Annotated in this window: 17 protein-coding genes; 8 read left to right on the top strand and 9 right to left on the bottom strand. The window is 71.3% G+C overall.

Annotated features, from left to right (window positions below):
• The first annotated feature begins 223 nt into the window (after positions 1–223).
• A complete protein-coding gene (locus ACN26Z_RS06515; protein WP_421464551.1) occupies positions 224–823 on the top strand; it encodes an NUDIX hydrolase in 600 nt (199 codons plus the stop codon).
• Here the strand turns inward: ACN26Z_RS06515 and ACN26Z_RS06510 are convergent.
• Together ACN26Z_RS06510 and ACN26Z_RS06505 are read right to left on the bottom strand one after the other, a co-directional pair.
• Positions 792–1,883, bottom strand: a complete 1,092-nt coding sequence (locus ACN26Z_RS06510) for a mannose-1-phosphate guanylyltransferase (protein WP_421460233.1) — start codon at positions 1,881–1,883, stop codon at positions 792–794. The genes ACN26Z_RS06515 and ACN26Z_RS06510 overlap by 32 nt on opposite strands.
• A 49-nt stretch (positions 1,884–1,932) precedes the next feature.
• On the bottom strand, positions 1,933–3,078 hold the full coding sequence (locus ACN26Z_RS06505) for a glycosyltransferase family 4 protein (RefSeq protein WP_093406479.1): 1,146 nt from the start codon (positions 3,076–3,078) through the stop codon (positions 1,933–1,935).
• 150 nt (positions 3,079–3,228) lie between these two features.
• Between ACN26Z_RS06505 and ACN26Z_RS06500 the strand changes: the two genes are divergently transcribed.
• Positions 3,229–3,939 carry a TIGR03089 family protein gene (locus tag ACN26Z_RS06500; RefSeq protein WP_282239974.1) on the top strand — a complete coding sequence of 237 codons (711 nt, stop codon included), beginning with the start codon at positions 3,229–3,231 and terminating at the stop codon, positions 3,937–3,939.
• A 627-nt stretch (positions 3,940–4,566) separates the two neighbouring features.
• Here the strand turns inward: ACN26Z_RS06500 and ACN26Z_RS06495 are convergent.
• Together ACN26Z_RS06495 and ACN26Z_RS06490 are read right to left on the bottom strand one after the other, a co-directional pair.
• Positions 4,567–6,549: an acetoacetate--CoA ligase gene (locus tag ACN26Z_RS06495; RefSeq protein WP_421460232.1), complete on the bottom strand. Its 1,983-nt coding sequence runs from the start codon at positions 6,547–6,549 to the stop codon at positions 4,567–4,569.
• Positions 6,550–6,737: 188 nt separating this feature from the next.
• Positions 6,738–7,259 (bottom strand): acyl-CoA thioesterase, encoded by a 522-nt coding sequence (locus ACN26Z_RS06490; RefSeq protein ID WP_164446051.1) that lies wholly within the window; start codon positions 7,257–7,259, stop codon positions 6,738–6,740.
• A gap of 23 nt (positions 7,260–7,282) precedes the next feature.
• Between ACN26Z_RS06490 and ACN26Z_RS06485 the strand changes: the two genes are divergently transcribed.
• The 4 genes from ACN26Z_RS06485 (at position 7,283) to ACN26Z_RS06470 (ending at position 12,117) form a co-directional block, all read left to right on the top strand.
• Positions 7,283–7,936 (top strand): hypothetical protein, encoded by a 654-nt coding sequence (locus tag ACN26Z_RS06485; protein ID WP_421460230.1) that lies wholly within the window; start codon positions 7,283–7,285, stop codon positions 7,934–7,936.
• A gap of 116 nt (positions 7,937–8,052) precedes the next feature.
• Complete coding sequence (locus tag ACN26Z_RS06480) at positions 8,053–8,916, top strand: hypothetical protein (protein ID WP_139233161.1); 864 nt, start codon at positions 8,053–8,055, stop codon at positions 8,914–8,916.
• Between the two features lie 19 nt (positions 8,917–8,935).
• Entirely contained in the window at positions 8,936–9,847 is a 912-nt protein-coding gene (locus ACN26Z_RS06475; RefSeq protein ID WP_421460229.1) for a hypothetical protein, read from the top strand.
• Positions 9,847–12,117, top strand: coding sequence for a BREX system ATP-binding domain-containing protein (locus ACN26Z_RS06470; protein WP_282239979.1), 2,271 nt, complete (start codon positions 9,847–9,849; stop codon positions 12,115–12,117). Before ACN26Z_RS06475 ends, ACN26Z_RS06470 begins: the two co-directional genes overlap by 1 nt.
• A 30-nt stretch (positions 12,118–12,147) precedes the next feature.
• Here ACN26Z_RS06470 and ACN26Z_RS06465 read toward each other — a convergent pair whose 3' ends face one another.
• The 4 genes from ACN26Z_RS06465 to ACN26Z_RS06450 are packed head-to-tail and all read right to left on the bottom strand — an operon-like array spanning position 12,148 to position 17,245.
• Positions 12,148–13,191: a hypothetical protein gene (locus ACN26Z_RS06465; RefSeq protein WP_093406456.1), complete on the bottom strand. Its 1,044-nt coding sequence runs from the start codon at positions 13,189–13,191 to the stop codon at positions 12,148–12,150.
• Positions 13,188–13,808, bottom strand: a complete 621-nt coding sequence (locus tag ACN26Z_RS06460) for a tetratricopeptide repeat protein (protein WP_421460227.1) — start codon at positions 13,806–13,808, stop codon at positions 13,188–13,190. Before ACN26Z_RS06460 ends, ACN26Z_RS06465 begins: the two co-directional genes overlap by 4 nt.
• A 30-nt stretch (positions 13,809–13,838) precedes the next feature.
• A complete protein-coding gene (gene fxsT / locus ACN26Z_RS06455) occupies positions 13,839–16,961 on the bottom strand; it encodes an FxSxx-COOH system tetratricopeptide repeat protein (protein WP_421460224.1) in 3,123 nt (1,040 codons plus the stop codon).
• On the bottom strand, positions 16,958–17,245 hold the full coding sequence (locus ACN26Z_RS06450) for a hypothetical protein (protein WP_421460223.1): 288 nt from the start codon (positions 17,243–17,245) through the stop codon (positions 16,958–16,960). Before ACN26Z_RS06450 ends, fxsT begins: the two co-directional genes overlap by 4 nt.
• Before the next feature lie 127 nt (positions 17,246–17,372).
• Between ACN26Z_RS06450 and ACN26Z_RS06445 the strand changes: the two genes are divergently transcribed.
• Complete coding sequence (locus ACN26Z_RS06445) at positions 17,373–18,695, top strand: aKG-HExxH-type peptide beta-hydroxylase (protein WP_421460222.1); 1,323 nt, start codon at positions 17,373–17,375, stop codon at positions 18,693–18,695.
• Here the strand turns inward: ACN26Z_RS06445 and ACN26Z_RS06440 are convergent.
• Positions 18,685–19,848 carry an acyl-CoA dehydrogenase family protein gene (locus tag ACN26Z_RS06440; protein ID WP_282239983.1) on the bottom strand — a complete coding sequence of 388 codons (1,164 nt, stop codon included), beginning with the start codon at positions 19,846–19,848 and terminating at the stop codon, positions 18,685–18,687. The genes ACN26Z_RS06445 and ACN26Z_RS06440 overlap by 11 nt on opposite strands.
• Positions 19,849–20,101: 253 nt before the next feature.
• On the opposite strand from ACN26Z_RS06440, the gene ACN26Z_RS06435 reads away from it, so the two are divergent.
• Positions 20,102–21,529, top strand: coding sequence for a UDP-glucose dehydrogenase family protein (locus tag ACN26Z_RS06435; RefSeq protein WP_093406450.1), 1,428 nt, complete (start codon positions 20,102–20,104; stop codon positions 21,527–21,529).
• The last annotated feature ends 80 nt before the right edge of the window (positions 21,530–21,609 follow it).

Below are 21,609 nucleotides of genomic sequence, written 5' to 3'. Positions count from 1 at the left end.
GTGCCACAGAGGGCGACGCACGTTCAACGTGTCGACCCCGCTGGGTGCCCGAGATCGGGCGGCCCCCTACGAGGGTCTGCGGCTCAGGTTCCGCAGGGGGTGCCGCCCGATCTCCCTGGCCCAGCTACGGCACACCCCCGGCTCCCACGCACCACACCGGCGCGTCCACCAGCACCCCGTACGCTGGCACGGACGAGAGGAGCGGCCGTTGTCGACGCCCCGAATGGTGGCCGAATCCCCGCGCGGCGACGCGGACGACTGGACGGCGCTGCATGCCGACGCGGTGGCGGTGCTCAGTGGCTGGGCACCGACCAGCCCGGACGCGGCGGCGGCCCGGTCCCGTACCCTCGGCCTGCTCGACGCCGGGCCGATCGCGATGGCCCGCGAGCATCGGGCCGGTCACGTCACCGCGAGTGCGTTGGTGTTCGACGCGACCGGCACCCAGGTGCTGCTCTGCCTGCACGGGAAGTTCCACAAGTGGGTGCAGTTGGGCGGGCACTGCGAGCCCGGCGACCGGACGCTGGCCGGCGCGGCGTTGCGGGAGGCCACCGAGGAGTCGGGCGTCACCGGTCTGCGGATCGATCCGACGCCGATCGACGTGGACGTGCATCCGGTGGCCTGCCAGGGCGGTTCGCTGCACCACGACGTGCGCTTCGCCGTGTTCGCCCCCGCAGGGGCCACGGAACGGGTCAGCGCGGAGTCCGAGGCGCTCGGCTGGTTCCCACCGGATCGCCTGCCGCATCCGCTGGCCGGCGGCACGGCCCGGCTCGTCACACCGGGCCTGGCAGCCTTCAGACGAGTTTGTCCTCACCCCGCCTCTTGAGCTCGTCCACGATCGACTTCACGTCCTGAGCGCGGTCGCGCGGGCAGACCAGCAACGCGTCCTCGGTGTCGACCACGATCAGGTCCCGTACGCCGACGGCGGCCACCAGCCGGCCGGCCTGCGGCGCCACCACCATGCCGCTGCTGTCGTGCAGCAGCACCTCGGGCTTGGCGTCGCCGGTGAGCACCACGTTGCCGTCGGTGTCCGCCGGCAGCACCTCGCCGAGGGTGTGGAAGTCGCCCACGTCGTTCCACCGGAAGTCACCGGGTACGGTCGCCACCCGACCGGCCGCGGCAGCGCCCTCCATCACCGCGTAGTCCACGGAGATCTTCGTCAGCGTGGGCCAGACCGCCCCGAGCACGTCGTCCTGCTCGTCAGTGCCCCACGCCGCCGCGATCGCGGTGACTCCGCCGTGCAGGTCGGGCTGCTGACGTGCCAGCTCGGTGAGGAACGCCGACACCCGCCAGACGAACATGCCGGCGTTCCAGAGGTAGTGGCCGGACCGCACGTACGTCTCGGCCACCTCCGCGCTCGGCTTCTCCTTGAACTCGACCACGGGGCGCATCGGGCCGCCCTCGACGGGCTCACCGGTCCGCAGGTACCCGTAGCCGGTCTCCGGCCGGGTCGGGGTGATCCCGACCGTCATCAGCAGCCCCTGCTCCGCACCTCGAACCGCTTCCCGGACGGTGTCCACCCAACGCTGCGGGTCGCCGATCAGGTGGTCGGCGGCGAACGATCCCATGACGGCGTCCGGATCCCGTACGGCGATGACCGCCGCGGCCAGCGCGATGGCGGCGCAGGAGTCCCGTGGCGACGGTTCGACCAGAATGTTCTCCTCTGGCAGACCGGTCAGTTGGCGGGCCACGGCCGCAGCGTGCGCGGCCCCGGTGACCACCATTGTGCGTTCGGGGGTGGTCAGCGGCCCCAGCCGATCGACCGTCGCCTGGAGCAGCGACGCGGACGTACCCGTGAACGGGTGGAGAAACTTGGGATGGCCGGCGCGGGACAGCGGCCACAACCTTGTGCCGCTGCCACCGGCCGGAATGACGACATAGATCACCAGGACATCATGCCCGAACCACCCGGACCGGGCGCCTCGGTTGCCGGGCTCAGGCCCGCGCCCTGGTCCACGCCGCGATGTGCACCTCGGCGCTGGACCCCCAGGTGAACTCCTTCGCCCGGTCGAAGCCGGCCTTGGCCAGCGACAACCGGCGCGGCTCGTCGTCGAGCAGCGCGGCCAGGTCGGTGGCGATCTGGTCCGGATCCTCGCTGGTGTACGCGACCGCGTCGCCGCCGACCTCGGGCAGCGACAGCCGGGGGGTGGTGAGCACCGGAGCTGCGCACGCCATCGCCTCCAGGATGGGCAACCCGAACCCCTCGCCGTAGGAGGGGTACGCGGCGACCAGGGCCCCGCCGAGGAAGCCCGGCAGGTCGCCGTAGCGCAGGTAGCCGGGACGCAGCAGCCGCAGATGTGAGGGCACCTCGGCCACCGCGCGGTCGATGTCGTCGTCGTGTCCCTGCCCGCCGGCTACCACCAGCGCCGGCGGATCCTGCCGGTCGGCGACCGCCCGGACCCAGCCCCGGATGAGGTTCGGCACGTTCTTGCGGGGCTCCTTGGCGCCGAGGAATGCCACGTAACTGCCGGCACCGAGCCCCAGGCGAGCACGGACCCTGGCCTTCTCCTCGTCGCCGGGCGCATGGAAGGCGTCATGGTCCACGCCGTGGTAGGCCACGTCGATCCGGGTCGGGTCGGCGTCCAGCAGCCGGATCAACTCGTCGCGGGTGGCCTTGCTCGGCACGATCACCCGGTCCGCCCGCCGCAGTGAGGTCTTGATGGCGCTGCGGAAGAACGTCCGGCGGGACTTGTCGTAGTGCTCAGGCTCGGTGAAGAACGTCGCATCGTGCACCGTCACGGTCACCGGACAGCCGGCCCGCAGCGGGCAGGTGTAGAAGGGCGAGTGCAGCACCTCGGCACCGACCTGTTGGGCGAGCAGCGGCAGACCGGTCTGCTCCCAGGCGAGCCGGGCCGGTCGGTGCGCCACCGCGGCCGGCGCCGGGATGATCTCCGCGCCGGGCAGCTTCCGGCGGTAACGATCCAGATCGGTGCGGAGGCTGACCACCACCAGGTCCACCGCCGATCCGCACACCTTGCCGAGGGCGCCGAGCAGGCCATCGACGTATCTACCGACGCCGCCGCGATCGGCGGGAACACTCGTGGCGTCGATGAGCACGCGGGGCGGGCGACCGGCGGTCACGGGGCGACTCCTTGCGGTGGCGGGACTGTGGGGAACGACACTCCGGCAAGCCTACGCCGGAGCCGGGCACGGACGCTGACTGCGACCCGACGGTACGCCGACTTGTCGCTGCCATCGAGTACGGCCGCCGGGCGCGTATCGTTCGCGCCGATGGCCGACAACATTGCCCGGGTCTTCGCCGACGCGATCGCGACCGACCCGAACCGCCCATTGCTGACCTGGTACGACGACGCGTCCGGCGAGCGCACCGAGCTTTCCGGAGCGACACTTGCGAACTGGGTGGCCAAGACCGCCAATTTGCTCGTCGACGAACTGGCGCTCGGGCCGGGCGGCACCGCTGCGGTGCTGCTGCCGCCGCACTGGCAGAGCGCTGCCGTGCTGCTCGGCTGCTGGTCGGCCGGGTTGACGGTGCGGCCGGCCGGATCGCCGGACACCGAGCCGCCGGGCGAGGTGGACGTGCTTTTCGCCGCCATCGACCGCGTCGCCGAGGCCGACGCCTGGTCGGCAACCGACCGGTACGCGCTGGCGTTGCACCCGTTCGCGCTGCCGCTACGCGAGGTGCCGGCCGGGTTCGCCGACTACGTCACCGAGGTACGCGCGCACGGCGACCACTTCACGGCGTACCCCCCGGGCGGCCCGGACCACACCACGCTGCGTGCCCGGGCCGCGACCCGCGCCGCAGAACTCGGCATCTCCCCGGGCGACCGGCTCCTCGTGGACGTCGACCGGTACCCGGACCCGCTCGACTGGCTGCTGGCCCCGCTCAGCGCGGGTGCCACCCTGGTGCTCTGCGCCCACCCGGACCAGGCCCGCCTGACCGACCGCCAATCGACGGAACGCATCACCCACACGCTGCCCTGACCTGCCCACCCGGCTCTCGCCGGGCCCGGCCCGGCTCGCCCCGCCCGGCCCGGCCCGGCTCGCCCCGCCCGGCCCGGCCCGGCTCGCCCCGCCCGGCCCGGCCCGGCTCGCCCCGCCCGGCCCGGCTCGCCCGGCCCGGCCCGGCTCGCCCGGCCCGGCCCGGCTCGCCCGAACCTTGCGAGGACGCTCCGCGAGGCGAGCGATCAATCCATCGAGCCGGTCCTCACCCTCTGCGTTGTTACCCTCCGTGGCTGCACCGGCGCCGGGAGATGTGACCCCCTCCCGCCCTTTGCTCTGCTTCAACCGACGCACAACCGCCTGACCTGCGACGACGCGGTAATGGTCCGGGGTCACTCAGGCTTCAGGCGCTACGGAAAGCAACTGTTGCGTGGGTTGAAGCAGAGCAAAGGATGGTGAAGGTATTGGTTGGTCGAGCTGCGAAAGCACGCTGAGTGAGGAAAGGTGCCAGCTCGTGTATCGCCCTTGACCGCTGAAGCGCGGCTGTGGCTACCAGCGCCCAGCCCGTACGCCCCAGCCCGAGCCCCCAGCCCGAGTCACAGCCGGAGCCGGCTGGGCGGTGCTGGGGGCTCGGGGTCGAGGGGTCGAGGGCCGGCGTCCGGGGTCGGGTCAGGCGGTGGGGCGGTCCGGGGTGCGATGTTGGGCCAGGGTGGCGAAGGCGGCCAGGGAGTCGGGGTTGGCCAGAGCGCCCTTGGCGGCGGCCTGGTCGACCGGGGTACCGGTGAGGATCTTCTTGACCGGCACCTCGAGCTTCTTCGCCGACAGGGTGCGTGGCACCGCGCGGACCTGGTGGATCTCGTCGGGCACGTGCCGGGGGGACAACGCGGTGCGCAACTCGCGGCAGATCGTCCGACGCAACTCGTCGTCCAGCGTCACCCCATCGGCGAGCACCACGAACAACAGCAGCTCACCGGCGCCGCCCTCGTCGTCCTCCAGGTGCACCACCACCGAGTCGACGACCTCGTCAAGCCCCTCCACGACGGAGTAGAACTCGGCGGTGCCGAGCCGTACGCCGCCCCGGTTCAGGGTGGCATCGGAGCGGCCGGTGATGACGCACCCACCCCGGGAGTTGATGGTGATCCAGTCCCCGTGCCGCCACACTCCGGGATAGACGTCGAAGTACGCCTCCCGGTAGCGGACCCCGTCCGGGTCGTTCCAGAAACCTACCGGCATGCTCGGCATCGGCTCGGTGATCACCAACTCGCCCAGTTCCCCGATTACCGGGGTGCCATCCGGAGAACGGGCCTCCACCTTGGCGCCCAAGGCCCGGCAGGCGATCTCACCGGCGTGCACCGGCAGCAGCGGTACGCCGCCGACGAAACCGGTGCAGACGTCAGTGCCGCCGGACAGCGACTGGAGCTGAAGATCGCTGCCGACCGTCTCGTACACCCAGGTGAAGCCCTCGGCGGGCAGTGGCGCACCGGTGGAGCCGAGGCCACGCAGCGCGGAGAGGTCGGCGATCTCGCGCGGGATCAGCCCGGCCTTGCGGCAGGCCAGCAGGAAGGGCGCGGAGGTGCCGAAGTACGTGGTGCCGGTCTGCTCGGCCAGCCGCCACATCGCGCCCAGGTCGGGGTGGCCGGGGTTGCCGTCGAACAGCACGATCGCCGCGCCCACCGCCGGCCCGGAGACCAGGAAGTTCCACATCATCCAGCCGGTGGTGGTGAACCAGAAGAACCGGTCGGCCGGACCGAGGTCGTGATGCAGGGCGAGCATCTTGAGGTGTTCCAGCAGGATGCCGCCGTGTCCGTGCACGATCGGCTTGGGCAGCCCGGTGGTGCCGGAGGAGTAGAGCACGTACAGCGGATGGTCGAACGGCACCGGGGTGAAGGCCAGCGGTTCGTCGGTCTCAGCCGCCAGCTCCGCCCAGGCCAGTGCCCCGTCCGCCGCCGAACCGTCGGGGTCGAGGTAGGGAATCGAGACGGTGTGCCGCAGCGACGGCAACGCGGCCCGGATCGCGGCCACCTCGGCGCGCCGGTCCACCGGCTTGTCGCCGTAGCGGTAGCCGTCCACGGCGACCAGGATCTTCGGCTCGATCTGCTGCCACCGGTCGGTGACGCTGCGGGTGCCGAACTCCGGCGCGCAGGAGGAGAAGATGGCACCGAGGCTGGCGGTGGCCAGCATCAGCACGTACGTCTCGGGGATGTTCGGTGCGTACGCGGCCACCCGGTCGCCGGTGGTGACGCCGAGCCGGCGCAGCCCGGCTGCGACCCGGCGGACCTGCTCGCGCAGTTGCCCGGCAGTCAGGGTGACCGGCGCCCGGGTCTGCCCGTGTGCCACGACCACCGGCTCGTCCTCGGCCCGGCCCGGCATCCGCAGCACGTTCTCGGCGTAGTTGAGGGTGGCGTCGGGAAACCACCGGGTGCCTGGCATGTCCCGGTCGGTCAGGGTGGCCGTCGGCGGGGTGTGCGCGACGACGCCGAAGTGGTCCCAGATCGACCGCCAGAACGCGTCAAGGTCGGTGACCGACCACCGCCACAGCGCGTCGTAGTCAGTGAACGTCAGCCCCCGGTGCTCGGCGAGCCAACGCAGGTAAGCCCCGATCCGTGACCGCTGGAGCACGTCCGCCGGTGGCGTCCACAGCACGTCCGTCACTGGTCCACTCCTCCCCTGGCCCGGCACGACGCTGTGCGGTGGGCCGTGGCGCCATCTTGCCCTACCTCGAAGCGCCATTCTCCGCACCCGCACCCTGCGGGCGCATGTACCCGCCCCACATCCCCCGGGCACGACAAGTGTGGCTACGGCGCACGTAGGGATGCCGCAGCGTGAGCCTGCCGAGGGCCTCAGGGTTCGCTGCGGGCCGCCTGGATGGCCTGGCGGCGGGCCAGTCGGTGGGCGCGGCGGATCTCCGCCTCCCGCCAGCGACGCTCGTCCTCCGGCGTCTCCGGCAACACCGGACGTACCGGCCGGGGCGCGCCACCAACCTCGACCCCGACAAAGACGAGGTACGCGGTGGCCACCCGCACCGGCACCTCATCGGCCGAGTCCCAGCGCTCCGCCATCACCCGTACGCCGACCTCCATCGAGGTCTGCCCGGTCCAGTTCACCTGGGCGTACGCGTGTACCAGGTCGCCCACCCGGACCGCCTCCGAGAAGACGATCTCGTCGATCGCGGCGGTCACCGCCGTACCGCCGCTGTGCCGCGCCGCCGCCGCGCCGGCCACGTCGTCGACGAACTTCATCAGCACCCCGCCGTGCACCGTTCCGTACAGGTTCACATCCACTGCGGTCATGATCCGACTCAGGGTTACCCGGGAGTACGAGGTCGGCTTGCCCGGCAGGGCGGTGGCGGGGTGCTCGGTCATGTCGGAAACGGTACGGTGCGCGGATGCGACATCTGTGGAGCTTCCTCGCAGGGCTGGTGGTGGTGCCGGTCACCTGGGTGCTGATCACCCTCGGTCAGGACGGGTCGGCCGGCACCGTCGACCGGTGGGTGGAAATCGGCACTTCCAACACGGCCAACCTCATCGAACCGGCCGTGTACCTCGCTGTCGGCGGCATCGTGCTGGGCCTGCTCGGCACGCTGCGCATCTCACCGCTCGGCCCGCTGGTGGCCGGGCTGCTGCTGGTGACCCCGTACATCGGGTTGTTCATCGCGCCCTTCCAGGTGCGCGAACGCATCCCGTCCGGCTGGGAGTTTCTCGGCGACCCGCTGCCGCTGGGGCTGCCGGTGGAGAACGGCACACTCTTCCTGATCGGCATGCTGCTGCTGGTCGCGACGTTCAGTGGGCAACGCTGGCGGCGGTGGCCAGCCCCGGTGCCGCAGCCAGCGTCGGCGACACCGGACGCGCCGGCAACGGACCCGACGTTGACCGACTGGTCACCGAACCCGTCGGCGGACCGGGACACCACGCCGCTGAGCCTGGGTTATCCGGATCCGGATTCGACGCCGACCGAGCCGCTACCCCGACGTACCGGAGGTGGGTCGCCCTGGTCGGCGCCGCCGGGCAACCTGCCCCGACGCGACGACGCCACCAGCTGACCGGAGCCCGGACGGCCACAAAGTCGTCAGCTGTGGCGCTCGATGGCCGTCCGGGCGGACATCCGCCCCATTCGTCCCTACCACCACCTCGACACCGGTCACTACAGTCAGCGGCTATGCGAGTGCGTCTCGTCACGCTTGCCCGCCTCGCGGTCGTGGCGGCGGTCGTCTTCCTGGTCGTCCTGCTCGTCACCGGCTGGCTGTGGCGCCGCTCCGGGGCCCGGCCCACCGTGGACGACGGGGCCGTGGTCCACTGTCTGGCCGCGGCACGTCGGCCCGCCCTGGTGGACGCGGCCCGCAGCCTCGGCCTGGTCTCGCCCGAATCGACTGTGGACACGCTACGTTGGCCCGGAGGCGAGGGTGACCTGGTGGCGTGGCGGTCGGCCCAACCGGCGGACTTCGACCGGACCTGCCTGGCCCTCATCGCCGCCGGCAAGCAGGGTGGCGCCGGGTCCGGTGGAACGTCGCCGTGGTCCACGCTCGCCCCCTCTCTGGTGGTAACGCTCGTCAGCGGCACCCTCGCCGTCGTCACCGGCGTGCTCGCGGCGTACTTCACCCGCCGGCTGGCCACCGCCGGCGCCCGGCGGATGGAGGCCGAACGGCTCCGCGACGCCATGCGGGCGTACCGTCTGGCGGTCGAGCAATTGCTGCGCGAGCTGGCGCAGCCCGGCCCTGGGCTGGCACCCGACGACGAGGCCGTCGTCGACCGGCGGTTGGAGCTGGCCGCCCGGCTGAACGCCGTAGCGGCGGCGCATCCCGCCTGGGACCTGCCGGTGCAGATCAGCACGGCACTGGACGCCGCGCCGCACGGCGAGTCGCTGGCCGCCGGCTGGCACGCCCAGCGCCCGCCGGACCGGCGGGGCTGGACGTCCGACGTCCGCGCAGCGCTACTGCGGTTGGAGTCCGACGTCGAACGGGTCGCCCAGGCGATCCAAGAACCGGGGCTGTTCCGGGACCGGCCGCCGGTGACCGCGCGATGACGACGGGGGGTCTTCACCGGTGACCACGGTGCCGGAAAATCCGTTCGCCTTACCGGGCGAGGTACGCGACAACGCTCCGCTGAATCCGCTGCGGCACGAGACCCACCTCGGGCTGTACGTGCCGGTGGACAACACCCAGGGGGCCTTCGAGGAGTTCTGCGATCGGTTCACCGATCCCGGGTACCTGCGCCTCGACGGGCGGCTGGTGGTGACCGCTGGTGGTCGAGGGTGTGGGAAGTCGTCGCTGATCAACCGTTGTGCGCACTGGCTGCAGGATCAGATGCGCACCGAGGCGCAACTGACCGCAGTGGTCGTCGACGTCACTCGGGGCAGTACCATCGCCGAGTCGATGGCTGCGCGCCGGGCCAGGGTCTACGCCGCGCTGCTCGACAAGCTGTACGCGAACAAGACGCTCATCCACGATCTCGCCTACCAGCAGCGGCACAGCCCGGACGAGGCGCTGCGGACGTTGCCGAACTGCCTCGACGAGCACTGCGCGCTTATCGTTCTGTTGCCGTCGACCGAACTGGTCGACGAACTCGTCCAGTACACCCAGGACGTCGGCCAGCGGATGGTCTTCTTCGCCGAGACGACCGCCGAGTTGTCCAACGACCACCGGTTGCGGATGGACCAGGCCGGCGCGATCCCGCCGGTACACCTACAGGTGGGCCGCCTCGATTCGGCCGATGCCGGAGTCTTCGCCAGCGAGCGCCTGCACCCGTTGCGGGACGTGCTGCCGCCGGTGGCGAAGACCGCGTTGGAGGAACTGATCAGTCGTCGGCTTGTCTCCATCGGCGAGGTGCAGCGGCTACTGTACGGCGTGTACGCGCAACTCCGCGTACAAAGTGTCCTTCCGAAGGAAGTCACCTATCAACACATCTCTGATCATTATGTGAAGCACGCCGCCGACCTGCTGGAGACGCGACCCTGATGGACGCCGAAGACCTGGATCTGACCGGTGAGGTGAACCCCTTCCCCTCAAGCGCGGTCGCGCAGATCGCCGACGGCGCTTCCACAGTGTTCACCATCGAGACACCGGCGATCCGCAGGGCCCTGCGGGCGATGGACACCTACCTCGCCGGCCGCGCCGATGACCCGCGGGTGCCCTCCGGGCAGGTGGTGGCAGTGGTCGGTGACTACGGCACCGGCAAGACCCACCTCGCGGCGCACCTGATCCGGTACGCCACCGAGCAACGCTCCGGCGGGGTGCAGTCGATGCACCTCAACGCGCCGCCGGACACCTTCATCTCGTTGTACCGGGCGTTCGCCGACCGGCTGGCCCAACGGCGGGAGTTGGTGCACGACCGGGTCCGCCGCTACTACGCCGAGATCGTCGCCGACGAGTTGCGGGCCTCCGAGGCGACCCTGCCGCTGGCGGAGAAGCTGGCCGCGGGTCACATCGACCCGGTCCGGGCCGTCGACCGGCTCAGCCTGTTCGAGAGCGAGTTCCTGCTTCAGCTGCGCGAACGACTGCGGCAGGTGACCGGGAACGCCGAGTTCTCTCAGGCACTCACCCTGCTGTTGCGAGGCGGTTTCGAGGACGCGGTGTGGGAGTGGTTCAGCGGCCGCCCCCCCGCCGACGTACTGCGCGAACGCGGCATCACCGGCACGATCACCAGCAGCGAGACGACCGCCCTTCAGGCGATGGGGGTGTTCGCCCTGTTGATCGGGCACGGCTCACATCCCTTCGTCGTGGTCATCGACGAGCTGGACCAGTTGCTCACCGCCGCCGGTCGGCACGAGGACGAGGCGCTCGACGCGTTCAAGGAGATGCTGCGGGTCTTCGCCGCGTCCAACACCTTTCTGCTCCTGGCCGGCCTGCCGGATCTGCTCAGCAACATGCGGCGTGACGTGCGGGACCGCATTGACGAGCAGATCGTCATGTCACCGCTCACCGCCGTCGAGGTGCAGGCGTACGTACGCAATCGGCAGCGCGGACGGCTGGCACCGTTCACCGAGCAGACCCTGGCGTACGTGGCCGAGCTGGCCAACGGGGTGCCGCGCGGCATCATCTCGCTGTGCCATCGGCTGTGGCGTCGTGCCCGTGACCAGCGTTCCACCGTCACCCATCCGATGGTGCGGCAGGAGGCTCGGGAGCTGTACGACTCGGACGGCACCGTCAACGTCCGGGACGAGATCCGCCAGGTCCTGGTGGCCTCGGGATACGACAACTACGTGCCCGGATACTTCGTGGGCGGTACGGAGGACACCCGGGTCGACTACTGGGTGCCGGTCGGGAGCCAGGGCGCTGGCTGCGGCGTCCTGCTCGCCGAGCCGATGCTCGACGAGTTCGACTTGGCGACGGTGCAGCAGCGGGGCCGGGCCGTCAGGTCCCAAACCGACTGCGAACTCCTGCTGGTCGTCCTCGGCCCGTTTCCAGACCGGTTCCGTGAGCAGTTGCTCGACGCCATCGGCCGGGAACCTTTGGCCTACCGGCAGCGGTCCTTTCCCGATCATTTCGCTGTCGAGTTCAAGGCGATGGCGGCCCGGCTGGAGGAGCGCTACACGGCGGAGGGCCCGCTCGCGACGCTGTCCCCGCAGTTGGCCCGGCTGGATCGCCGCCAGTCCGCGACTCAGCACATGATCACCCTGCTGACCGGTTCGCTCGACGACCTACGCGGACACTACGACCAGCAGCTCACCGCGATCCAGCGGGAGCTACACGAGATCCAGCGTGGTGGGATCGGAGACCGGCAGGGGCACGCCAGCGTGGTCACCACGCTGCCGCAGCCAGTGGTGCAACTCTTCGACGACGCGTTCGGCTCGGTGGACCTGATGACGTCCACACGGGAACTGCTGCGCCGTACGTTCCACGAGGGCGAGAGTGGCCGGACGGCCCGCCAATCGGTACGCGCTCGGATCGGCACCTCACAGGTGCAGGCCGCGACCGGCGTGACCGCCCTGCTGAACGCGCTGATCGAGGCGTTCGGTCACGCCCTGGTCGACTGGTATCGGACCGCGACGTCCACCACCGACGGCCGGCTGGCGATGTCTCATCGCGAGCGCCTCGATGACCTGTGCAAGGTCTTCGACGTCGTCTACGGCTACCTTCCGCTCTACGAGCTGCGCGCCTTGCGCGAGATGGTCGGCTATCCGGGCGTCGGCAGTCAGCAGCAGCAGGAGGCCGAGGAGGTCCTGAGCGACTTCAGCGCCCGGGTCCATCACGAGCTCCTGGCACCGTTCGGCACAGCCGAGCACTGACCGTCGTCGCCCGCTCTGCCGTGCGGCAGATCAGGGCAGCGCCCGCCGAAGCGCCAGGGCCTGCTTCTCGGCGGTCTGCACCCGATGCTGATCGAGGGTGACCGCGAGCAGGTACCGATCGACCGACAGCGGCAGACAGTAGATCTCGCCCTGCTCGACGTCGAGCACCAGCCGGTGCACCCGCGCGCCGAGCGCCGGGTGCGCGGCCCGGATCAGTGCCCGCAGCTGCACGTCGAGCCGCTGGCCGAACAGGGTGTAGAAGTCCCGGCGGGCCTCCGCCGAGGTGCCGTCGAAGAACCGCTCCAGCCGGGGGCTGTCAAGCACGTCCGCCGTGGCGAGCACCTCCCCTGGTCGGCAGACCGCGACGAAATGCAGACCGTCCACGCTCAAATGGCGGCGGCAGATGGTGGCCAGCGACTCCGCTGCGGCGGTACGCGCCCACACCCGGGCCGGCATTCCGTCCGCGTCGACCGAGGTGGCCTCGGACACCGCAGCGGCCCGAACGATCGAGGCCCGTTCCTCGTCGCTGAGTTCGAGCCAGCCGCCGTAGTCGGCAGGTCGCTGGCTGACGGCTCGGCGCAACTGGTTGGCCAGGCCCGACAGCTCCGCATCGACCTGGCGGACCGCTTCGGCGGCCTCCCCGGACACGCCGAGCGTCTCGTCCGGCCAGGTGAGCGCGACCAGGTACTGCTCCCGCAGGACGGCGAGACCGATCAGCGCACCGCGGTCCGTGTGCAGCAGCAGGCGCACCAGGTCACCGCTGCGGGCACCGCGCAACTGCGCGTCGAGACCGACCATCGCGTACACCACGTCGCGCCCGATCAGCTGACGCTGGGCCGGTGACGGACTCGCGCCGGCCAGGTCCACCGCGAAGTCCCCGGTGCCGGCGGTGTAGCGGGCCAGGTGCGCCAGCGCCGGCAACCGGGCGACCAGTTCCTCGCACAGCCGCATCGCTGGCGGTGGGCGGTCGCCGAGATGGGCACCCACCGTGACGGTTACCTGCGTCGTCGGGCTGCCTTTCGGTACCGCTGGGGTCGGCGATTGCGCCGCGTCGGCCGGGGTGTCCGCGCTCATGTCTCCGGCACCTCCACATCGATGAAGCCGAACGAGACCATGCCGGAGTCGGACGCGCCGCCGACCTCGCCTTGGCTGATCACCTCGGCCAACGTCCGGCGTGCGGCCCGCAGATAGGGGTGGTGGTGCCCCAGGAACGTGCGGCCCTGTTCCAGCGCGTCGCGCAGCAGTTGCTCCGCCGAGTCGGGCTCGCCTGCGACGGACAGGTTGCCGGCCTGGTTGATCAGCCCGGCGACCACCCACGGGTGGCCGGATCCCAGCGTGCTGTCCAGACCGGCCACTGCCTTGTTGCCTTCCACCACTGCCTCACCGGCCTGCGTCGGCCGCAGCAGCACCGACCGCAGGCTGCGGCAGACGTGGGTGAACGGGTGCGCCGCCCCCAGGTCACGCTCGTAGCCGGTGAGGCTCTGCTCGACGAGCCGCACCGCGTCGCCGATCTCACCGGTGAGGTGGTAGTCGACGGCGAGGCTCGCCCGGCAGCTGCGGGTCAGCGGGCCGTCCGCGCCCTGCATCCGGCGTAGCGCCACGTATGCCTGACCGTTGATCTCTTTTGCCCGGGTGAACCGGCGCTGCCGGCGCGCGGTCACCGCCAGGTTGCGGATGATGCGCAGCAGCAACTCGTCGTCGTCCCGGTGACCCAGGTCGTGCTAACGGCGCTGTTGTGCGTCCTGAAGCAACCGCCGGGCCTGGTCGACCTCACCCAACTCGCAAAGGTACCGGCCGATATCGTTGATCAGTCGGAGGGTGCTCGGATGGTGATTGCCGAGCAGCCGCTGCCGCCGCACGAGCGTGCGACGCGCTTCCGCCAGCGCTTCGTCGGCCCGACCGGCAAGGTAGAACGACAGGGTCAGGTTGTGTGCCGCGACCAGCGTCTCGGGATGGTCGTTGCCCAACTGGTCCCGGAAGCCGCGCCAGGTGGTCTGGTCCTCCACCAGCGCGGCCCGGAATTCACCCAACCCGCGCAGGTCCCCGGCGAGGCCGCGCCGGGTCACCAGGACCCGGGGATGCTCCGGTCCGAACAGCGCCAGCCCCTCCCGCAGCGTATCGACGCTGATCCGGTGCGCCTCGGCGTACCGACCGAGGATGCGGTGTCCGTCGGCCAGCCGGGTGGCGAGCCGCAGCGTCAACCGGTCACTCCAGCCGTAGGTGTCCAACCACCGCTGCAGCACCGGCTGCCAACTCCGCAGCGCCTCGGGCGTCTCGTGGCTGCCGCGCACCAGCAGGTGTTCGAGCTGTTCGACGATGAGCCGGCGGACCTCGTCCGGACCGTCCGCGTCGAGCCCTCCGGAGCTGTGCAGGTGCCGGTGCAACTCACGGCGCTCGGCCGATTCGGCGGCCACGGACGGCTGGGCGCTGTCGGCCAGGCCGCGCAGGAACTGGTCCCGCCGCTCCTCGCGCTCGGCCTCGGACATCTCGGCAAGCAGCACCCCCTGAACCACCGGGTGCATCCGCAGCCGGCCGCCCCGGCCCCAGTCGACGTCCAGCAGCCGGTACCGGGCGGCGGTCGCCAGCGCCCGGTCCATCTCCCAGCCGTCGAGTCGGAGCATCTCCGCGTCCGCGTCCGGCAACGCGGCGGCGAGTTGCACCCGCATCTCCCGCGACCGGGCCAGCCGCAGCGACATGCCCAAGGGGGAGGTGAAGGCGCAGGCCTGGGCCAGCACCACCGCCATCCGGCCGCTCAGCTCCTCACCCATCAGGGCCAGTGCGACCTGGACGATCCGGGTGGACGAACTGGCCGCTGGATCACGCTCGGCGAACGCCGCGCAGAACGCCGGTACGACGCTGTCGGCGGCCCGCGACTCCGCCGCGCCCTGCCGCTGATTGAGCAGGATGCCGGCCTGCCCGAGCAGGCCCGAGGTCAGTCGCAGATCCAGCGGAAGGCCACCGACGGTCTGCACCACGGTCGCCGCCGAGGCGGGGGACAGCCCCGGCACCCGGCTGGTCAGCAGTTGCGCAGCCTCATCGTCGGTAAGCTGGCCGAGCTGGACCACTGCGGCGGCCTGCTCGTCGTCGGCTCCGTTGCGGCGGGTGACCACCACGTGGCCGGTGCCCTCGGGCAGCAGCCCGGTGAGATCCTCCTCGTCGGCGCCGTCGTAGATCAGCAACCACTGCCCCGGGCGTCGACCAAGCTCCCGCAGTACCTCCTGAACCGGGTTGCCCTTCGGCTCCACCCCCAGATCGGCGGCGAGGTCGGTCAGCGAGCTGCGCACGTCGTAGCGGCTGTCGGCGGCGATCCAGGCGATCAGCTGATAGTCGTGGCGGAAGCGGTGGGCGTACTCACACAGGAGGCTGGTCTTGCCGACCGCAGCCGGCCCGCGCAGTTCCAGGACGTGTCCGGCCGGACCGGACAGCAGCAGATCGCGCAACTCCTCCAGGCTCCGGTCACGGCCGACGAACCGGCGTCGACGCCGGGGCAGCCGGAACATGGTCGCTGGCTCCCGAGTGCCGGGCAGAGCAGGGCTCCAGTCCCGGCCGTCGTCGTCCACCGGCGGCAGCCCGGCCAGCCCCAGCGCGCCAGCCAGGCGCCGCCGGGCCGTCTCCGGCGAACAGCCGGCGAGGTCGATCTGACCGGTCCGCCCGGCTGGTGGGCCACCCGTCGGCAGTTCGCCGGTACGCACCACCAGGATCTCCGCGCAGCCCGCCGCGCGAGCCTGATCGTCCTGCTCGGACAGCCAGTCGTCGGCGGAACCGTCCCACGGCACCACGGCCAGTAGCGTGGCCGGTGCCGGACCCGGCCCCTCCGGCCCGGGAGCCGGCCAGGGCCGCATCGTCACCCCCAGGCCGGCCAGTGCCGTCCGCAGCCAGTCAACCCAGGGCCGCTGCGCCACTGGATAGCTGACCGCGACCGGCCCGGGACCGTCGGGCAGCAGGTGGTTCAGCGCGTACTGGTAGCGCAGGCGGGCCGGCTCCGCTTCCTCCGGCACCGATCCCAGCCGGCCGTCGGTGACCGCCGACAGCAAGCCGCCGTACGCGTCGAGCAGCCTGGTCTGATGGGCGGAGCGGTCCAGCAACGGCACCAGGGCCGGCCCGCTGGCCACCGCCGGCAGCTCGACCGTGACCAGCTCATCGCTGCCGGCCGGCAGGGCGAGGGCCTCGGCGAAGCGGCTAGCCGCCGACCGGCGGTGCCGGGCAACTCCGTCCGGATCCCCCTCGGGCAGCCCGGTGGCCACCGAGACGACGCGCACCCCGGCCGGGGCCGCCCCGTGCACCTGGCGGCCCAGCTCCACCGCCTCGGTCAGCCCCGCCCGGTCGTACGGGAAACACACCGCCACCGTGTCGCAGAGCACCGCGACCCACTGGGCCACCCAGCCGGCGGCCACCCGGGGCACCAGCAAGACCGTGTCGTACTCGGTGAAGCGCAGTTGCCGGCGCAGCTCGCTGCGGGAGGCCTCCCCCGCCCCGTTCGGGTCGGAGGGAGTCGGGTCGGCGATCCAGACGACGTCCAGCCGGCCGGGTGTCGCCGCGTACCGCCGCAGGGCCGGCTCCGTACCGCTGGCCGCGGCCGGTGCGGCGAACAGCAACCGGGTGAGATCTGGCGGCAACTGCTCGGCGACCGGCCACTGCTCGACGTGGAACATCCGCAGGTGTTCGTGCACCCGGCCGGCACCGCGCCCGGCGTCGACCACAAGCACCCGCTGCCCGGCACGGGCCAGCATCCAACCCAGGTTGCTGACGATGCGCGTCCGTCCCACCTGGCCGGCGGGCGCCAGGAACGCCACCACCTGCGTGCCTGCGATGGTGGAATTCACCACCCGAACCGGCCCGGTCACCGGCGCTCCGGTCGGCCGTCGTCGTCCATGCCGCCTTCCCCCATCTCCGCCGTCCCAGCCTCCTCGGCCGGACGGCGGTCGCGCCGATCGAACCCCGGGTTGCCGGTGTTGACGTTGTCGAACCACAGGAAGTCGCCGGCCCACTCGTCGCGCTCGGACAGCAGCCGCCGCAGAGAGCGGTGGAGCAGACTTCGGGGCAGGGCTTCCAGCTCATTCTGCGTGAGACCGTCCACATCGATCAGCTCGGAGATCAGTGGTCGGGGCTCGCCTTCCATCCCCGGCATGGTCCGCCTCACCTTCGACCCCCGCCCAGGTAGCCCGACGAGCACAGCCAGCGCTTCGACAGTAACCTATCGTAGCCTTCACAGTTATTCATCGTCCCCGCCGTCGACCGACGTCAACGGAGGCACCATGCGCACCCCGCGGCATCGGATGCCGGCCGAGTCCTTCCTGGCGGTGGCGCGCGGTGGCGGCGGGTCGACCACCATCGACCGGTTGCTCGCCGCCCGACACAGCCGGAACCTGCTGAGCCTGCGCGCAGTGGTGGACCTGGCCGTCCGGCAGCGCCACCCGGACGCAGCCCCGGCCCTGCATGCCTGGCAGCAGCTGGGGGTTCTGCGGGCGGCTCACCCGGCGGCGGCGCGGCGAATCCTGCTCTATCCCACGGTCGGGGTCTGGCTCGCCGACACCTTCGCCGCGCTGCGTTCGACGGACCCGGCGCGCGCCCGGCCGGCGGCCCTGGCGCAAATCGCGGCTGCCGTCGCCATGGCAGCCGGGGCATCGGTGCGTGTCGAGTTCCCGACACGGTCCAGCATGCCGGGACGCCTCGCGCTGCCCGCACTGGGGCACGTCCTGCTGCCGCCGGCAACCAGCGCGATCCGGCTGGAGGTCGCCGCGGGGGCGGTGACTGTCGACGACGGGCCGGCGGACGGCACGTCCTGGTCGTCGTTGCCCCGGCTGCACGCTGGCGGCGGGCTCGACGTCCGCCTCGACCAGCTGTGGTCGCTGGTCGATCCGGCGCTCGCCGGGCCGGTCTCCCGCGCCGAGACCACGGCGCTGCACACGTCCCTCGCCGCCGCATGGCGGGTACTCACCACCAACCACCGGCGACACGCCCGAGCGTTGGCCGCCGCGATCACCATGATCATGCCGGTGCCGGCTCGATCACCCACAACCGACGACACGGACGGTTTGGTCAGCGGAACCCATCCGGACGGGGCGGGCTGTGTCGCGCTCTCCGCCGGTGGCGATCCACCCTCGGTGGCGGCGGCGCTGGTGCATGAACTTCAGCACAGCAAGCTCGCCGCCCTGGCCGATCTTTTCCCGCTCGTCCGGAGCGGGCACGACCTGCGCCTGCACGCCCCGTGGCGGCCGGATCCGCGTCCGTTGCCCGCCCTGGTGCAGGGTCTGTACGCGCACGCGGGCGTACTGGGCTTCTGGTACCGGCAGTGGCACCGCGAGCCGCACTCGCCGGGGGTCCTGCACGCTCAGGTCGAATTCGGTCGCCTGCGCTCGGCCTGCCGCCGGACGGCCGAAGCGCTGCTGGCCACCGACGGGCTCACCGTCCACGGACGGCTGCTGGTGACCGAGATCCGGCGGGCCGTCGCCCACTGGCAGCGGGTGCCGGTGCCACGGACCGCGCTGGCGATCGCACGGCGGGCGGGCGAACGGCCGGGCCCAGGCGGTCGCCCACCCGAGAGCCGGACGGGCGACCCGGTTCCGGTCAGTCCTTGAGCAGTTGGCGGGCCATCACGATGCGCTGCACCTGGTTGGTGCCCTCGTAGATCTGCGTGATCTTGGCGTCCCGCATCATCCGCTCGACCGGGTAGTCACGGGTGTAGCCGTAGCCGCCGAGCAGTTGCACCGCGTCGGTGGTGATCTCCATGGCCGCGTCCGAGGCGAAGCACTTGGCTGCCGCGCCGAAGTAGGTCAGGTCGGCGTCGCCGCGCTCGGAGCGGCCGGCCGCCGCGTACGTCAGCTGCCGGGCCGCCTCCAGCTTCATGCCCATGTCGGCGAGCATGAACTGCACGCCCTGGAACTCGGCGACCGCCTTGCCGAACTGCTTGCGCTCGGCGACGTACCCCTTGGCGTAGTCGAGCGCGCCCTGCGCGATGCCGACGGCCTGCGCGGCGATGGTGACCCGGGTGTGGTCCAGGGTCTTCATCGCGGTGGCGAAGCCGGTGCCCTCGGCGCCGATCATCCGGTCCGCCGGGATCCGGACGTTGTCCAGGTAGACCTCGCGGGTCGGGGAGCCCTTGATGCCCAGCTTCTTCTCGGGCGCGCCGAAGCTGACCCCCGGATCGGACTTCTCGACCACGAAGGCGGAAATGCCCCGGGAGCGGGCGGTGGGGTCGGTCGTCGCGAAGACGGTGTAGAACTCCGAGACACCGGCGTTTGTGATCCAGCGCTTCACACCGTTGAGCACCCAGTGATCGCCGTCACGTACCGCCCGGGTGGTCATCGCGGCCGCGTCGCTGCCCGCCTCCGGCTCGGAGAGGCAGTACGAGAACATCGCCTCGCCGCTGGCGACCGGCGTCAGGTAGCGGCGCTTGATCTCGTCGGAGCCGGCCAGCAGCAGTGGCATCGTGCCCAGCTTGTTCACCGCCGGGATCAGCGAGGACGAGGCGCAGGCCCGCGCGACCTCCTCGATCACGATCGCCGTGGCCAGCGCGTCCGCTCCGGCCCCGCCGTACTCGACCGGGATGTGCGGTGCGTGGAAGTCGGCGGCACGTAGCGCGTCGTACGACGCCTTCGGGAACTCACCTGTCTCATCGGCCTCGGCCGCGTGCGGAGCCACCTTGGCCGCACAGACCTCACGGACCGCTTCCCGGATCGCCTCGTGCTCCTCCGGCAGGCGGTACGCGTCGAACGACTGCTCTGCGGCCATGTCAGCCCCTCCCCTTCACCGCTATCATGCGCAGTCTGTAGCGTCACCTGGACACCCACCGCGCAGACTGAAGGATAACGACCACAGTTCAGGCGATGTTACCGGCGCGTAGGCTGGGGCAAGACGAAACCCTGAAGCCGCTCGGCGATGATGGAACCCAGCAGACGACCACCACCTCTCCGGCGCCCCGCCGTGGCGCCGCAAAGGAATGCGACGCAGCCACGCGGCGCCAGTGTGAGCGGAGAAGACAGGCGTGACCATCCCGTACCCGAACACCCAGCCGGTGCCCGCCATCGCGGCGGTCACGCCCCCCTCGGGTGCCTCCCGCCCTCGGGTGACCTTCCTGGGCACCGGCTACCTCGGCGCGACCTACGCCATCTGCTACGCCGAGCTCGGCTACGAGGTGCTCGGGTTCGACGTCGACGCGGACAAGATCGCCAAGCTGAACGCGGGTGAGGTGCCGATCCACGAACCCGGCCTGGACGAGCTGCTGCGGCGTAACCTGGCCGCCGGTCGGCTGCGGTTCAGCACCAACATCGCCGAGACCGCCGAGTTCGGTGACGTGCACTTCATCTGCGTGGGCACCCCCCAGCGGGCCGACGGGATGGGCGCCGACCTGTCCTACGTCGAGGCGTCGGTCACCGGCCTGGCCCAGCACCTGACCCGCAAGGCGCTGATCGTCGGCAAGTCCACCGTCCCGGTCGGCACCGCCGAATGGGTGGAGCAACTCGTCGGCAAACACACCCCCGCCGACCTCGGCGTCGAGGTGGCATGGAGCCCCGAGTTCCTTCAGGAGGGCTTCGCCGTCGACGACGTGCTGCGCCCCAACCGGATCGTCGTCGGGGTCAAGAGCGAGTGGGCCAACGGCATGCTCTACGCCGCCCACAAGGGCGTGTTCGACCTCGCCGCCACCGAGGACCGCGAAGTACCCCTGGTGGTCACCGACTTCGCCACCGCCGAACTGGTCAAGGTCGCCGCGAACGCCTTCCTCGCCACCAAGATCTCCTTCATCAACGCCATGGCCGAGGTCTGCGAAGCCTCCGGCGGCGACGTCACCCAACTCGCCAAGGCCATCGGCTACGACCCCCGCATCGGCAACCGCTTCCTCCAGGCCGGCCTCGGCTTCGGCGGCGCCTGCCTGCCCAAGGACATCCGCGCCTTCCAGGCCCGCGCCCAGGAACTCGGCGCCGGCGAGGCCCTACGCTTCCTGCACGAAGTCGACCTGATCAACCTGCGCCGCCGTACCCGCGTCCTGCAACTCGCCGCCGACCTGCTCGGCCGCCGCTCCGGCCCCGCCGGCCCCGACCTGTCCGGCACCCGCATCGCCGTGCTCGGCGCCACCTTCAAACCCAACACCGACGACGTACGCGACGCACCCGCCCTCGCCGTCGCCGCCCTGCTCCACAAGGCCGGCGCCAACGTCCACGTCTACGACCCCCAAGGCATGGAGAACGCCCGCCGGGCCGTACCGGAACTGACCTACGAGCCCGACATGGCCGAGGCGGTCACCGGCGCAGACCTGGTCTGCGTCCTCACCGAATGGGCCGACTTCCGCAACGCCGACCCCAGCCACCTCGGCGACCTCGTCGCCGGCCGCCGAATCGTCGACGCCCGCAACTGCCTCGACCCCGCACTGTGGACCCAGGCCGGCTGGGAGTACCGCGGCATGGGGCGACCGTGATCGCGCCTTTCGGTGATGTTGGCGCTTGACCCGCCGACAACTGTCGAATTCCCGGCCCGCTTTGGGCATGCTGCGACAGT

Source organism: Verrucosispora sp. WMMD703 (assembly GCF_049178935.1).
Classification (GTDB): Bacteria; Actinomycetota; Actinomycetes; order Mycobacteriales; family Micromonosporaceae; genus Micromonospora; species Micromonospora sediminimaris.
This window is presented reverse-complemented; position numbering and strand designations above follow the sequence as displayed.

Coding starts and splice junctions, on each gene's coding strand:
- ACN26Z_RS06515 (WP_421464551.1), top strand. CDS start 224: ATGGTGGCCGAATCCCCGCGCGGCGACGCGGACGACTGGACGGCGCTG.
- ACN26Z_RS06500 (WP_282239974.1), top strand. CDS start 3,229: ATGGCCGACAACATTGCCCGGGTCTTCGCCGACGCGATCGCGACCGAC.
- ACN26Z_RS06490 (WP_164446051.1), bottom strand. CDS start 7,259: ATGACCGAGCACCCCGCCACCGCCCTGCCGGGCAAGCCGACCTCGTAC.
- ACN26Z_RS06485 (WP_421460230.1), top strand. CDS start 7,283: ATGCGACATCTGTGGAGCTTCCTCGCAGGGCTGGTGGTGGTGCCGGTC.
- ACN26Z_RS06480 (WP_139233161.1), top strand. CDS start 8,053: ATGCGAGTGCGTCTCGTCACGCTTGCCCGCCTCGCGGTCGTGGCGGCG.
- ACN26Z_RS06470 (WP_282239979.1), top strand. CDS start 9,847: ATGGACGCCGAAGACCTGGATCTGACCGGTGAGGTGAACCCCTTCCCC.
- ACN26Z_RS06465 (WP_093406456.1), bottom strand. CDS start 13,191: ATGAGCGCGGACACCCCGGCCGACGCGGCGCAATCGCCGACCCCAGCG.
- ACN26Z_RS06450 (WP_421460223.1), bottom strand. CDS start 17,245: ATGCCGGGGATGGAAGGCGAGCCCCGACCACTGATCTCCGAGCTGATC.
- ACN26Z_RS06445 (WP_421460222.1), top strand. CDS start 17,373: ATGCGCACCCCGCGGCATCGGATGCCGGCCGAGTCCTTCCTGGCGGTG.
- ACN26Z_RS06440 (WP_282239983.1), bottom strand. CDS start 19,848: ATGGCCGCAGAGCAGTCGTTCGACGCGTACCGCCTGCCGGAGGAGCAC.